Origin of the sequence: Corynebacterium uberis (assembly GCF_020616335.1) — a bacterium.
Lineage (GTDB): Bacteria > Actinomycetota > Actinomycetes > Mycobacteriales > Mycobacteriaceae > Corynebacterium > Corynebacterium uberis.
Genome location: NZ_CP085051.1, coordinates 2,030,063 through 2,043,304, shown reverse-complemented (window position 1 = coordinate 2,043,304; position 13,242 = coordinate 2,030,063). Strand labels below are relative to the sequence as shown.

General features: G+C 68.9%; 16 protein-coding genes. 10 read left to right on the top strand and 6 right to left on the bottom strand.

Translation table 11 applies throughout. The features are described 5' to 3' along the window. Positions 1 to 79 precede the first annotated feature (79 nt). On the top strand, positions 80 to 937 hold the full coding sequence (gene serB / locus LH390_RS09290; protein ID WP_311516951.1) for a phosphoserine phosphatase SerB: 858 nt from the start codon (positions 80 to 82) through the stop codon (positions 935 to 937). Here serB and LH390_RS09285 read toward each other — a convergent pair. The 4 genes from LH390_RS09285 to LH390_RS09270 form a co-directional block, all read right to left on the bottom strand. Next, complete coding sequence (locus LH390_RS09285; RefSeq protein ID WP_227326815.1) at positions 887 to 1,354, bottom strand: GNAT family N-acetyltransferase; 468 nt, start codon at positions 1,352 to 1,354, stop codon at positions 887 to 889. The two genes, serB and LH390_RS09285, sit on opposite strands and share 51 nt — an antisense overlap. A 12-nt stretch (positions 1,355 to 1,366) precedes the next feature. After that, positions 1,367 to 3,295: an ATP-dependent DNA helicase gene (locus LH390_RS09280; protein ID WP_227281584.1), complete on the bottom strand. Its 1,929-nt coding sequence runs from the start codon at positions 3,293 to 3,295 to the stop codon at positions 1,367 to 1,369. Next, the gene (locus LH390_RS09275; RefSeq protein ID WP_227288207.1) at positions 3,270 to 4,574 is read right to left on the bottom strand and encodes a PepSY-associated TM helix domain-containing protein; all 1,305 of its coding nucleotides are present in this window, start codon (positions 4,572 to 4,574) and stop codon (positions 3,270 to 3,272) included. Before LH390_RS09275 ends, LH390_RS09280 begins: the two co-directional genes overlap by 26 nt. A 202-nt stretch (positions 4,575 to 4,776) precedes the next feature. Then, positions 4,777 to 6,129 carry a nicotinate phosphoribosyltransferase gene (locus LH390_RS09270; RefSeq protein ID WP_227281586.1) on the bottom strand — a complete coding sequence of 451 codons (1,353 nt, stop codon included), beginning with the start codon at positions 6,127 to 6,129 and terminating at the stop codon, positions 4,777 to 4,779. Positions 6,130 to 6,178: 49 nt separating this feature from the next. Here LH390_RS09270 and clpS point away from each other — a divergent pair, with 49 nt between their 5' ends. From clpS to rdgB, 9 genes are all read left to right on the top strand, one after another. Next, complete coding sequence (clpS, locus tag LH390_RS09265) at positions 6,179 to 6,514, top strand: ATP-dependent Clp protease adapter ClpS (protein WP_227281587.1); 336 nt, start codon at positions 6,179 to 6,181, stop codon at positions 6,512 to 6,514. 12 nt (positions 6,515 to 6,526) lie between these two features. Further along, entirely contained in the window at positions 6,527 to 7,057 is a 531-nt protein-coding gene (locus LH390_RS09260; RefSeq protein WP_227281588.1) for a DUF2017 domain-containing protein, read from the top strand. Further along, complete coding sequence (locus LH390_RS09255) at positions 7,058 to 8,047, top strand: P1 family peptidase (protein WP_227281589.1); 990 nt, start codon at positions 7,058 to 7,060, stop codon at positions 8,045 to 8,047. After that, entirely contained in the window at positions 8,044 to 8,721 is a 678-nt protein-coding gene (locus LH390_RS09250) for a rhomboid family intramembrane serine protease (protein WP_227281590.1), read from the top strand. The genes LH390_RS09255 and LH390_RS09250 overlap by 4 nt, the downstream gene beginning before the upstream one ends. A gap of 12 nt (positions 8,722 to 8,733) precedes the next feature. After that, positions 8,734 to 9,255, top strand: coding sequence for a MarR family winged helix-turn-helix transcriptional regulator (locus tag LH390_RS09245; protein WP_399524937.1), 522 nt, complete (start codon positions 8,734 to 8,736; stop codon positions 9,253 to 9,255). A 47-nt stretch (positions 9,256 to 9,302) separates the two neighbouring features. Next, positions 9,303 to 10,148, top strand: a complete 846-nt coding sequence (murI, locus tag LH390_RS09240) for a glutamate racemase (protein WP_227281591.1) — start codon at positions 9,303 to 9,305, stop codon at positions 10,146 to 10,148. Between the two features lie 48 nt (positions 10,149 to 10,196). After that, positions 10,197 to 10,970, top strand: a complete 774-nt coding sequence (locus tag LH390_RS09235; protein WP_227281592.1) for an MBL fold metallo-hydrolase — start codon at positions 10,197 to 10,199, stop codon at positions 10,968 to 10,970. Between the two features lie 68 nt (positions 10,971 to 11,038). Then, positions 11,039 to 11,773, top strand: a complete 735-nt coding sequence (gene rph, locus LH390_RS09230; RefSeq protein ID WP_227281593.1) for a ribonuclease PH — start codon at positions 11,039 to 11,041, stop codon at positions 11,771 to 11,773. Next, positions 11,770 to 12,402, top strand: a complete 633-nt coding sequence (gene rdgB, locus LH390_RS09225; protein ID WP_227281594.1) for an RdgB/HAM1 family non-canonical purine NTP pyrophosphatase — start codon at positions 11,770 to 11,772, stop codon at positions 12,400 to 12,402. The genes rph and rdgB overlap by 4 nt, the downstream gene beginning before the upstream one ends. Here the strand turns inward: rdgB and LH390_RS09220 are convergent. Together LH390_RS09220 and LH390_RS09215 are read right to left on the bottom strand one after the other, a co-directional pair. Beyond that, a complete protein-coding gene (locus tag LH390_RS09220; RefSeq protein WP_227281595.1) occupies positions 12,399 to 12,770 on the bottom strand; it encodes a DUF3817 domain-containing protein in 372 nt (123 codons plus the stop codon). The genes rdgB and LH390_RS09220 overlap by 4 nt on opposite strands. Positions 12,771 to 12,778: 8 nt before the next feature. Beyond that, on the bottom strand, positions 12,779 to 13,231 hold the full coding sequence (locus LH390_RS09215) for a hypothetical protein (RefSeq protein ID WP_399524934.1): 453 nt from the start codon (positions 13,229 to 13,231) through the stop codon (positions 12,779 to 12,781). Positions 13,232 to 13,242: the final 11 nt, after the last annotated feature.

Here is a 13,242-nt window from a genome sequence, read left to right as displayed (position 1 = left end):
CACACCCCCGCCCATCCTCCCCACACCAGGGGACCGGGGCGGGGGTTTGCGCTACCCACACCACCCCAGAAAGGCCCCCATGGACGCCCACATCGTCGCGCTGACATCCACCCCGCCCGATTCCTCGTGGACGCTTATCGACGCCCCCTTCCCCGCCGTTTGCACCCACGTCCCCGCCCCGCAGGGCATCGACGCCGCGGCCGAATGGGCGCGCCAGGTCACCGACGGCGCGCAGGTCCTGGCGATCGACGCCCGCCTGACCCAGGCGCGCCGCCTGGCGGTGTGCCTCGACTGTGACTCCACGCTGATTACCGGGGAGGTCATTGAGATGCTGGCAGACCGCGCCGGCAAGCGTGAAGAAGTCGCGGAGGTGACCCGCCGGGCCATGGAGGGCGAGCTCGACTTTGCAGACTCTCTGCGGGCCCGGGTGGCCACCCTCGCCGGGCTTGATGCCGGCATCATCGATGAGGTTGCCGCCGGCCTGGAGCTGACTACAGGGGCCCAGGAGCTCATCGCCGCCCTGCACGCGGACGGGCACGTGGTTGGCGTGGTCTCCGGGGGCTTCATTCAGGTTCTTAAGCCCTTGGCCGCGCAGTTGCGCCTCGACGCCGTGGCCGCCAACACCCTAGAGGTGGTGGACGGTACGTTGACGGGGCGGGTGAGGGGAGGGGTCGTCGATAAGCAGGAAAAGGCCCGCTTCTTAGCGCGGCTGGCTCAGGATTTCGGGGCGGACGCGACGGTGGCAGTTGGCGATGGCGCCAATGACTGCGCGATGGTTGCCGCCGCGGACCTGGGGGTGGCGCTGTGCGGCAAGCCAGCGCTGCGGGAGGTCGCCGATGTGTGCCTGGATGTGCCGCGCCTTGACGCGCTCATCCCGCTGCTTGGGCTAAGCGCTGCGGTGCCGGTAGCTGACGGTCATCCCGGAGATGTGCTCTAGAACAAACCCGCAGGAGCGGGCAACGGCACGGCTGCCGGCGTTGTCGGCCCGGGTGCGCAGCGTGACCACCGGGTAGCCGTTGTCGTGCGCCCAGGCGGTGACCAGCGTCACTGCGCGCCGCATGAGTCCGCGGCGGCGTGCCCAGGGGGCGGTGTGGTAGCCCAGGTCCACGCCAGGTGTGCTGCCGGTGGTGTAGCGGGCTTCGATGACGCCGCAGAAGGTGCCCTCGACGTCGAGGGCCCAGCGCGGGAAGCCGGGGTCGGCGGCGATGAACTGCTCGGCCATCTCCTGGGTGTAGTTGGCGGGCACCTCGGTAAAGCGCGCGGTGGTGGGGTCTAAGCAGGCCTTGGTCAGGGCTGCGGCGTCCTGTGGGGACAGGGGGCGCAGGGTCAGGTCGGCGTCGCGCAGGATGTCCATGGTTGGGACATTTTAGCGGGCGGCGACCAGCCTGCGCAGGGCTTCGCGCACGGTCGTGGGGTTGCTGGTGGGCCACAGCGGGGGCAGGCTGGCGCGCAGGAAGGACCCGTAGCGTTTGGTCAGCAGGCGGGGGTCGAGGATGGCCACCACGCCGCGGTCGGTGGTGGAGCGCAGCAGCCGGCCGGCGCCCTGGGCGAGCAGGAGGGCGGCGTGGGTGGCGGCAACGCTCATGAATCCGTTGCGCCCGGCGGCGTCGGCAGCCTCCTTGCGGGCCTGGAGCAGGGGGTCATCGGGGCGGGGGAAGGGGATCTTGTCAATGATGACCAAGCTGAGCGAGCGGCCCGGGACGTCCACTCCCTGCCACAAGGTCAGGGTGCCAAAGAGGCAGGTGTTTTCGTTGCGGGCAAAACGTTCCACGAGCACACCGGTGGAGTCTTCCCCCTGGACCAGGATGTCAAAGGGCAGCCGGGCGCGCAGGGCGGTGGCGGCCTGTTGGGCGGCGCGTCGGGAGGCAAAAAGCGCCAGGGTGCGCCCGCCGGCGGCGGTGATCAGCTCGGCCATCTCGTCGAGGGCCGCGGGGCTGGGCCCTTCGCGCGATGGGGCGGGTAGGTGGCGGGCGATGTAGAGGATCCCGGCGCGTGCCGGGTCGAAGGGCGTGCCCACGTCCAGGCCGTCCCAGGTCCCGGATGGCAGGCCCCAGGAGGCGGCCAGGGCATCGAAGTTGCCGCCTACGCTTAAGGTCGCTGAGGTCAACACGGCGGTGTTCTGGGCGAACAGGTGCCCGGCGAGCAGCCCGGCGACGGACAGCGGGGCGACGGACAGGGCGGCCTCGGTGAGCCAAACGACGTCGTCGGGGGTCTGTTCGGCGTCGGCGTCGAGGACGGCGAGGATGCGCACGGCGGTGTCGTAGAGGTCGACCATGTGGTTGGCCAGGTTGGCGCGTTCGGCCTTGGTGTCTACGTCATCGTCGGGGGAGCCGCCGGAGGTGACGGATAGGTGGCCGGCCCAGAGTTCGTCACGCAGGCCCACCAGCAGGCCGTGGGTGTCCTCATCGGTGGCGCGCCAGCGGCCTTGGTCCAGCAGGGGCAGGCGCTCCTCCCAGGTGGCTACCGCGGTGTCAAAGGTATCGGGGGAGGCGCCCAGTGCGGCCATGCGGCGCGAGACCAGGCGCAGGCTGGTGGGGGTCAGCTGGGCGGTGGATACGGAGGTGATGCGGGCGTCGAGCTCGTGGGCTTCGTCGATGATCACGGCGTCGTGTTCGGGAAGCACCGCGGAGTCGGTGAGGGCGTCGATGGCCAGCAGGGCGTGGTTGGTTACCACCACGTCGACGTCCCGGGCGGCCTGCCGGGCTAGTTCGGCGAAGCAGTCGGCCCCGTGGGGGCAGCGGCCCGCGCCGATGCATTCGGCGGAGGTGACAGACACCTGGCGCCACACGGTATCGGAGACGCCGGTTTCTAGGCTGTCGCGGTCCCCGGTGGTGGTCTGTTCGGCCCAGTCGTGCAGGCGGCGCACCTGCTTGCCGGTGGCGGTGAGCTCCGCGTCGTCGAGGAGGTCTGCGGTGGGCTCCCCGGCGGAGATCTTGTGCAGGCACAGGTAGTTGGATCGGCCCTTCTGGATGGCAAAGGTCGGCCGGTGGGGCAGCTCGTCTTCCAGGGCCTCGGCCAGGCGCGGCAGGTCGCGTTCAACGAGTTGGCGTTGCAGAGCGATGGTGGCGGTGGAGACGACGACTGTAGTGTCGGTGGCCTGGGCGTGGCGCAGCGCCGGCACCAGGTAGGCCAGGGACTTTCCGGTGCCGGTGCCGGCTTGGACGGCCAGGTGGCGCCCGGAGTCTAAGGCCCGGGTCACCGCGTGCGCCATCTTTTCTTGGCCGACGCGCGCACTGCCGCCGAGGGCGGCGACGGCGGCGTCGAGAAGCTTAGGCGTGGGCGGCACTGCGGGCATGGGTGCCCAGTTTAGCGCGGCGCCAGGCGGCGTCGATAGCCAGGAATATCAGCAGGCTGAGGCCGAAATAGGGGGCCGCGACGGCGTAGATGGCCATGATGATCAAAAAGACGATGAGCCAGCCGCGCGGCACGGTTTGCCAGCTGCGCGGGGCGGGCAGGCGCCCGAACTTTCCGGTGCGCCCGCGGCGGTACCAGATGATGTAGCCGAGCACGATCGCGGCGAGGATGCCCGCCGCGGTGGCGGCCAGGATGATCTGGTTGAGCAGGCCAAAGAGGGTTCCCACGTGGGCGCGGATGAGCCATTCGGTCAGCTGGGCGGCCAGGGGCCAGTCGGAGAAAGGCACGGTTCCCACCACGGAGCCGTCGGCACCGTTGACGGAGATGGCATCGTAGGAAAAGACCCACGGCTGGGCTGCGGATTCTGTGATCTTCCACACGTCTCCGCCCTTGGGGGCCAAGACATCAAAGACTCCGGTCAGTCCGTGGGAGCGGGCGACGGCGATGGCGGTATCCACCCCGGCGTCGCCGGCAAGCCCGGGGCCGTCAACGGGCGGCCCGGCAGCAGGAACCGGCGGGCGCCAGGACAGTTCGGTGCGGATCCAGGCGATGGCCTTGCCCGCGGTTTTAGACCAGGTCAGGCCGGTGAGTGTGAGGACCAGGAAGCCGGGGACGCACACCAGGCCGATCAGGGAGTGCCAGCGCCGTGGCGCGTTCTTGGTGCTCATCGATCGGCGCCACTTGTTGAACAGCAGGAACAGCCCGGTGATGGTCAGGGCGCCGAGCCAGGAGGCGGCCATCTCCGAGTAGAAGCGGCCGGGCTCTCCGAGCCACAGGTTGGCGTGGCCTTCGTCGATGAAGGTGCGCAGCGGCAGGGAGTGGAAGGAGGCGTATTGGGGCATGTCGCCCAGGATTTCGTCGGTGACGGGGTCAACAAAGACGGCGCGCTTGAAACTGGGGCCGGGCAGCGACTCGTCCTTGAACAGGACGCGCACGGAGTCTTCGGCCTTGTCGGAGACGACGGCGCCGGCCAGCGGCAGGTCGGGGTGGACGGCGCGCGCGGCGGCGATGGCGCTGGAGACGGGGTGGTGGGTGCCCTCGGAGGCGGTCAGTTCGTGGTGGTAGTAGACCTCCTCGGCCACGGGGCCAAAGGAGTAGGCCAGGCCGGTAAGGGCGGCGGCCACCAGGAAGGGGGCGACGAGGACGCCGGCCCAGCTGTGCATGCGGTAGAGGGTGGGGCGTAGCCCACCGGTGCGCGTGCGCGCGCTCGAAGTGTTCATGCCGCAGTAGTCGGGCGCGCGGGGGCCTGGTTTCCCGTGTTTTGAGATTCCCAACTTCCGGTTGCCCGCAAATTACCCCCGGACGTAGTTCCCGGTTGTGTCTGGCTTCACAGCGGCGGTGAGCCGTGCGCACACAGGCGTCCTATGCGCGCGACCTACTGGGGCGGGACACCTCGTCTCTCCTCGTGTCCCCTCGCGCCTCCTAGTGTCCCGCGAGTCGGTCCGGGAAGCCCACGAAGCGGGTCCCAATCGCCGGCTCGTCGCGCGAGAGCGCCAGGCCCTCCCACGGCAGGGTGACCAACTGCTGCGCCAGGTGCGCCCGCGAGGCCTCCAGGTCCGGCAGGTCCGCCACGGTCGCGCCGTCGCGCATGAGCGGGATGGTCAGCGCGTGGGAGTCCAGGGTGCCCAGGTCCGGGTCGGCGGAGCCGAAGGGCACCACGATCTCCTCGACGGCGGTGCCGGTGGCGCGGAAGGTGCGCAGGGCGCGTTTGGCCCCGCCCACGGTGGCCTTGCCCCGGGAGCGCTTGGCCACGGGCACGCCGTCGACCTCCACGAGCTTGTACACCATGCCGGGGGTGGGGGCGCCGGAGCCGGTGACCACGGAGGTGCCTACGCCGAAGGAATCCACTGGGTCGCCGCGCAGGCCGGCGATGGTGAATTCGTCCAGGTCGGAGGAGACCACGATCTTGGTGTTGTAGGCGCCGAGTTCGTCGAGCTGGCGGCGCACCTGCCGGGTCATCATGCCCAGGTCGCCGGAGTCAATGCGCACCCCGCCGAGCTGGGTGCCGGCCACCTCGATGGCGGTGGCCACGCCGCGGGCGATGTCGTAGGTGTCTACCAGCAGCGTGGTCTCGGGGCCAAGGGCGTCGACCTGGGCGCGGAAGGCGGCGGCCTCTGCTTCGTCGGGGGTGCCGTCGGGGTTGGTGTGCAGGAGGGTCCAGGAGTGGGCGGAGGTTCCGGAGGCGGGGATGCCGTAGCGGAAGGCGGCCTCGAGGTTGGAGGTGGCGCTAAAGCCGGCGAGGTATGCCGCCCGGGAGGCGGTGACTGCGGCGTATTCGTGGGTGCGCCGCGAGCCCATCTCGATGATGGGTCGGCCGTCGGCGGCGGTGACCATGCGGGCGGCGGCGGACGCCACGGCCGAGTCGGCGTTCATGATGGACAGGATGACCGTCTCTAAGATGACGCATTCGGCAAAGGAGCCGCGCACGGTGAGGATCGGGGAGTAGGGGAAATAGAGTTCGCCTTCCCGGTAGCCGTCAATGTGCCCGCTAAAGCGGAAGTCGCGCAGGAATTCTAAGGTCGCCTCGTCGAGGAAGTCGAGGGTGTCCAGCTGGGCGTCGGTGAAGCGGAAGTCCTCTACGGCGGCCAGCACGCGCGGGGTGCCGGCGACAACCCCGTAGCGGCGCTCGTTGGGCAGCTTGCGGCCAAAGACCTCAAAGGTGCTGCGGCGGCTGGCGGTGCCGTCGCGCAGGGCGGCTTGCAGCATGGTGAGCTCGTATTTGTCGGTGAGCAGTGCGGTGGAGCGCTGCGTGGGTGCGGGGTCGGTGTGTTTCACGTCCACCACTCTAACGCCCCGCGGCGCCGCGTTGACTAGGCTGTGAGACATGACTTGCCCGGATTTCCTCGTGCGCCTGTCCTCGCCGATGGCGCCCATGGCCACCCCCGAGCTCGATGAGGCTATCGACGTCGATGTGGCCACCGCGGAGAACATTCCGTGGGTGTGCGTGGTGTGGGACGATCCCGTCAACCTGATGAGTTACGTCACCTATGTCTTCCAGACGGTGCTGGGCTATGACCGCAAGCGGGCCACCGAACTGATGATGCAGGTGCATACGGAAGGCAAGGCCGTGGTGTCCTCGGGCGAGCGGGACAAGGTTGAAGGCGACGTGAAAAAGCTCCAGGTTGCGGGCCTGTGGGCGACGATGCAGCAGGCAGGGTAGGCGATTGTAAACATGGAGGATTGGCGCAAGAAGAAGGGGCTGATGCGCCCCACCCGCTATTCCACGGTCTTTGACCCCATGGAGCGCGAGGTGTTGGGCAACCTGGCGGCCACGGTTGCGGAGGCCTTGATCGCCCGGGTGCGGTCGGCTCCCCGCGATGAGCTCGCGGAGATGACCGGGCTGTCCAGCGGCCACAAGGAGGCCCCGGAGGACCCGTCCCTGGCGCGCCTGCTGCCGGACTTTGTTCGCCCCGGCGATGAGGAGTTCGAGGGCGATAACGCGCTGCTGCGCTCCTTCCACGAAAATGACATCACCCGCGCGAAGCTGGAGAACCTTCAGGTGGTCACCCAGGCGTTGGGGCCGGATGGCTCCGTCGCGGTGACCCTGGATGAGGCCCAGGCCCAGGCGTGGGTTGCCGCGCTCAATGACCTGCGGCTGTACCTGTCCGCGGGGGATCACCCGGACACGCACACGCTGGTGGAATGGTTGGCGTTCAACCAGGATTCCCTGCTCACCGCGATGATGGGGACGGTGGGCGAGTAAATGCTTTCCGACGTCCCCGGCATCACCGTTGGTCACGCCAGCCTCACCGATACCGGGGTGACCGTCATCCGCCCTGTCAGCCCCCACGGCGCCGTCGCCGCGGTGGATGTGCGCGGCGGCGGGCCCGGCACCCGCGAAACTGATCTGCTGGCGGCGCACAATACGGTCGAGCGCGTCCACGCGATAGCGCTGTGCGGCGGCTCGGCCTTTGGCCTGGCGGCCGCCGACGGCGCCATGCGCGAGCTGGCCGCCCAAGGGGTGGGCTTTGACGTGGCAGGCCAGGTGCGCGTGCCCATCGTGCCGGCTGCGGTGATCTTTGACCTCATGGTCGGCGCGCGCGACCACTACCCCTGCGCCCATGACGGCGTGGCGGCGGTGCGCGCGTGCGGGACCACGGCGGCGTCGGGAAGCGTCGGTGCGGGCTGTGGGGCCAGCGCCGGGCGGCTGCGCGGCGGCGTGGGCCAGGCGACGGTGCAGGTCGGCGAGGTCACGGTTGGCGCGCTCGTGGTGGCTAACCCGGTCGGCGAGGTCGTGGACCCGCGCACCGGGCGGCTGTGGGCTCACGGCGACTACCCGGCGGTTGACCCGCACGCCTTCGCCCAGCTGCACGCGCCGGATGCCAGCCTCAACACCACCATCGGGGTGGTGGCTACCGACGCCGCGCTGACCCCGGGGCAGGCCCGCCGGCTGGCGCTGTGCGGCCACGACGGCATCGCGCGGGCCATCCGCCCGGCACACCTGCCCATGGATGGCGATACGCTCTTTGCCCTGTCCACCGCCGAACCCGGTGCCACCCCGGTGGATACTGCGAAGCTGGCTGGCCTGTGCGCCGCAGCCGCCACCGCGGTAGAAAGCGCTATCGCTGACGCCGTCATGTCCGCCAGCCCGGGACTGGGGATGACCGCCTGGAGCGAGATTCTGGCCCAGCCCGCCCCCGCGCCCACATCGACCGCGCCCGCATCGACACAGAAGGACCCCGCTGCCCGATGACCTTTGCCCCGCCCCCGCACCACCCCCAGCCGCTTGCCCAGCCGCAATCCTGGCGCGCGCAGGCGCGCTCCCACCTGGGCACGGGCCTGCGGTGCGCGGTGGGATACGTGCTGGTCATCTGGGCCGTCTTCCTGGTCAACGTCATCGTCTTCGGCGGTGCGCTCAACGCCTTTGGGGTCCATCCGCTGGACCTGTCCGGGCTGACCGGCGTGCTCGCCGCGCCGGTCCTGCACGCCAACCTGGCGCACATCGTGGCCAACACGGTGCCCGGGGCGGTGTTCGCGTTCCTCATCGGGCTGTCCGGGCCGCGGGCCTTCTGGGAAGTCACCGCCATCACCGTGGTGGTGGCCGGGCTGGGGACCTGGGTCTTTGGCGGCGTGGGGTCTAACCACATCGGCGCCTCCGGGCTGGTCTACGGCTGGCTGGCCTACCTGTTGGTGCGTGGTGTGTTCAACCGTTCGCTCGGACAGCTGGGGCTGGGCGTCATCTTAGGAATGGCCTACTCCGGGTGGATCTGGGGGGTGCTGCCGCTCCAGGCCGGGGTGTCGTGGGAGAGCCACCTTTTTGGGGCGATTGGTGGGGTATTAGCTGGCATGATTATTACGTCAGATGATGTGTCCCGGAAGCCGGCACGATCACAAGCACCAGCACGTAGACAAGCACACACACAGTAAGGCTCTAAAAGGATGACCGCCGAAATTGATGACGCCTCCACCCCGTCAGGGGACGGCACCCGCTGGCTAACCACCACCGAGATGCAGGCCTGGTTGAAGGTCTGGTCCTTCCATAGTTGGCTGCCCTCGCGGCTCGACGCCCAGCTGCGCCAGGACTTTGGCATCAGCCACTATGACTACTTCGCGTTGGCGCAGATCTCCATGTCGCCGGGGCGGCGGCTGCGCATGTCAAGCCTGGCGGAGCTGTCGGACATGACGCTGTCCCACCTGTCCCGGGTGATCACCCGGCTGGAAAAGACGGGCTACGTGCTGCGCTGCCCGGACCCGGCCGACGGGCGCTCCACCAACGTGGAATTGACGCAGGCGGGCTGGGACTTTGTGCGCGCCGCGGCGCCCACACACGTGGCAACGGTCCGGCGGTTGGTCTTCGACCAACTCGACGCGGACGATGTGGCCGACCTCAACCGGGTGATGGGCAAGATCGTCCGGGCCATGAACACCCCCCGCCTGCCGGAGGGGCCTGCGGGGCGGTAGGGTCGCGGCGTCGGCACGCGGTATGCCGACGCGTAGGATGGGGCCTCGTGAGTGCAGAAGACAGGGCGCACACGGCGCCGATCGGTGTGTTCGATTCCGGACTGGGCGGGCTGACCGTCGCGCGCACCATGATGGATCAGCTGCCCGATGAATCGATCCTTTATATCGGCGACACCGCCAACGGCCCCTACGGCCCGCTACCCATCGCCCGGGTCCGCGAACACGCCACCCGCATCGCCGATTCGCTGGTGGCACGCGGCTGCAAGATGATCGTGATTGCCTGCAACACCGCCTCCGCATCCTTCCTCCATGACGCGCGCGAACGCTACAGCGTCCCCGTCATCGAGGTCATCCACCCCGCGGTGCGCCGCGCGGTGGCCACTACCCGCAACGGGCGCATCGGGGTCATCGGCACCATCGGCACCATCAACTCCGGGGCCTACCAGGACCTCTTCTCCGTCAACCCCAGCGTGGAGATCTTCGCCGCCGCCTGCCCCCGCTTCGTCGAATTCGTCGAAAGGGGAGAAACCACCGGCGCGGAGGTCCTCGGCGTCGCTCGCGGCTACCTCGAACCCCTCCGCCGCGCCGGAGTAGACACCCTGGTCCTCGGCTGCACCCACTACCCTCACCTCGCCGGAGTCATCCAGATGGCCATGGGGGATTCCGTCACCCTGGTCTCCTCCGCCGAGGAAGCCACCAAGGACGTCTTCACCGCGCTGGCGCGCCGGGATCTGCTCGCCCAGCACGACCCCGACCAACCGCCCACCCGCCACTTTGAAACCACCGGCGACCCGGCCCTTTTTGAGCGCTTGGCCAGCCGCTTCCTGGGCCCCGGCGCCACCGAGCTGGACTACGGCGAAGCCCCCGCAGACGTGCCGCCGCGGGAAGCCTAGACCGGCACAATTCCCCCTTAGCGGCGCCTTCGTGGCAGGGTAGTGGACATGAAGGTGACCATCCTCGGCAGCTCCGGCAGCTTGGGATCCCCGGACAACCCGGCCTCCGGCTACCTCCTGGAGGCCGGAGGCATGCCCGGACTGATCATGGACCTAGGCCCCGGCGCCCTCGCGCGATTGCAGACGCTGACAGACCCGGCGACCTGCCACGTTGCCCTGTCCCACCTCCATGCCGACCACTGCCTCGACTTCCCCTCGCTGATGGTGTGGCGCCGCTTTCACCCCACCCACGCGGCCCGAACCCGCTCCCAGCTGCTCGGCCCCGGACCCGCGCCGGTCCACCTGGGCCGCCTCAGCGCCGACGACCAACCCGACGGCATCGACGACTGCTCCGACACCTTCGAGTTCACCGCCTGGGAGGACGGCCGCACCCACCATCTCGACGCCCTGAGCATCACCCCCTACCGCGCCGTCCACCCCGTGGAGGCGTACTCCCTGCGCATCGTTGAGCGCGACACCGGCGCCTGCGTGGTCTACTCCGGCGACTCCGGCTGGACGCCCAACCTGGTCACCGCAGCTGCCGGCGCGGACGTTTTCCTCTGCGAGGCCAACTGGGGTGCCACCAGTCAGGGCAAAGCCCCAGACATGCACCTGTGTGGGGCGGAGGCCGGCACGGCAGCCCGCCTGGCCGGGGTAGGCCGGCTGGTCATCGTGCACGTTCCACCCTGGGAGGATCCGGAAGACGCGGTGGCGGCGGCGCGCCGGGAATTTGACGGCCCCGTGGAATTTGGGGCGCCGGGGGCAACCTACACCACGGGTTAGGCCGCCCGGGGCGGGGGATTTGTCGCCGGGATGAAACGCAACCGGCGGCGCGGGTAGCCTGGGGCGCTATGAGTTCTTTGTCTCGTGCAGACGGCAGGGCCGTTGACCAGTTGCGCCCGGTGCGCATCACCCGCAATTTCACCACCAACCCGGCGGGCAGCGTGCTCGTGGAGTTCGGGCAGACCCGGGTGCTGTGCACGGCGTCCATCGCCGAGGGGGTGCCGCGCTTCAAACGCGATTCGGGGGAGGGGTGGCTCACCGCGGAGTACGCGATGCTGCCCGCCGCCCCCTCGGAGCGGATGCCGCGGGAATCCATGCGCGGGAAGGTCAAGGGGCGTACCCATGAGATCTCCCGGCTCATCGGGCGCAGCCTGCGCGCCGCAGTGGACCTGCGCGAACTCGGCGAAAACACCATCAACATTGACTGCGATGTCCTCCAGGCCGATGGTGGCACCCGCACGGCGTCGATCACCGGTGCCTATGTTGCGCTTGCCGACGCCATCGGGGTACTGCACGCACGCGGCGTCGTGCCCGGCTCCCCCCTGCGCGACCCAGTGGCCGCGGTCTCCGTGGGCATCGTCGACGGCACCGCGGTGCTCGACCTTCCCTACGAGGAAGACTCCCGCGCCGAGGTAGACATGAACGTGGTCATGACCGCAGCAGGCCGCTTCGTGGAAATCCAGGGAACCGGTGAGGAGGGCACCTTCGACCGCGCCCAGCTCGGCGAACTCCTCGACCTCGCGCAGGCGGGCTGCCAGGACCTCATCGCCCTCCAGCGCGACGCCCTGGAGTCCGCCTCATGAAACTCCTCGTCGCCTCCAACAACCCCAAGAAGCTCGTCGAACTCCAGCGCATCCTCGATGCTCACGACGTCGCCGGGGTGGAACTCCTCCGCCTCGCCGACGTCCCGGCCTACCCCGAGCCCGAGGAAACCGGCCGCACCTTCGCCGACAACGCCCTGATCAAGGCGCGCGCGGGAGTCGCGCACACCGGGCTAGCCACGGTTGCCGACGACTCCGGCCTAACCGTCGAGGAACTCGGCGGCATGCCCGGGGTGCTCTCCGCACGCTGGTCAGGCACCCACGGCGACGACGCCGCCAACAACGCCCTGCTGCTCAGCCAGCTGGCCAGCGTCCCCGACTCGCGCCGCCAGGCCGCCTTCGTCTCCGTGTGCGCACTGGTTACCCCGGACGGGGAAGAGACCCTGGCCACCGGCCAGTGGGCGGGCCGCATCCTGCGCGAGCCCGCCGGCGAGGGCGGATTCGGGTATGACCCGCTGTTCGTCCCCAACGAGGAAGACGGCCACTCCGGCACCCGCCGCACCGCGGCACAACTAACCCCGGAGGAAAAGGATTCCCTTTCCCACCGGGGTAAGGCACTCAGCCAGTTGGCGGTGCGTATCAAAGAGCTCGCGCAGCGCGACGGGGCCTAGTTCAGCTGGAACTTCTTTGTCACCTCACGGCGGCGCCAGTGCTCGACAAAGAAGGACAAGAAGGGAACAACGCCGGAAATTGCGGTGGTGATCCACCGCGCCGGCTCCCATCGCGCCTTGAGCCCAAGGTTGAGCGTGGCGGCCAAGAAGCAGATATACGCCCAGCCGTGGATCTTGGCGATGAGCCCTGCCCACTCGGGCAGCTCCATGTGCAGCAGGTATTGGCACACCATGCGCACGCACAGGCACAGCAAGAGCGTGCCGGTCACCCAGGCCGCAATGGTGAAGATGGTCAGCGCCTGGCGGACGCGGCGCTGGCGCTCGGGGTGGACCCGCACGGGGGTGGTGGGCTGATCAGGGGAAGTCATTGCGGAATCTAGGTGTCCTTTCTGGGGGTTCGGGGGTTGCCATCCAAGCCTGCCACGTCAGTGTCGCCCCTGCGTGGGGTGTTGAGCGCGTTGAACTCTTCGATGTCTACCTGGGGGCGCTGCGGCAGGAAGTCTGCGTCAATCTCCCGCGGTGCGTCGGCGGCGTCGAATTTCTTCTGGTCGAGTTCGAAGAGGAAGTCCGGATCGTCCGCCGAGTTTTCCGCGTCGATCATGAGGTTCTCATACTCTAGGTACTTGCGATACGCGAAGACAAAGAAGCCGCCGATGAGCGGCCACTGTAGGGCATATCCCAAGTTTTGGAATGTTCCGGTTCCGGACTTGTAACGGGTCCATTGCCACCACGCCAAAGCGATGCTCACGGCCACCATGGCTGCGAGCAGGAGGACGTGGGTGAACCGCGCACGTTTGTGCTGGCGGCGTTGACTTTCCTTCTTACTCACCCGTCCTAGAG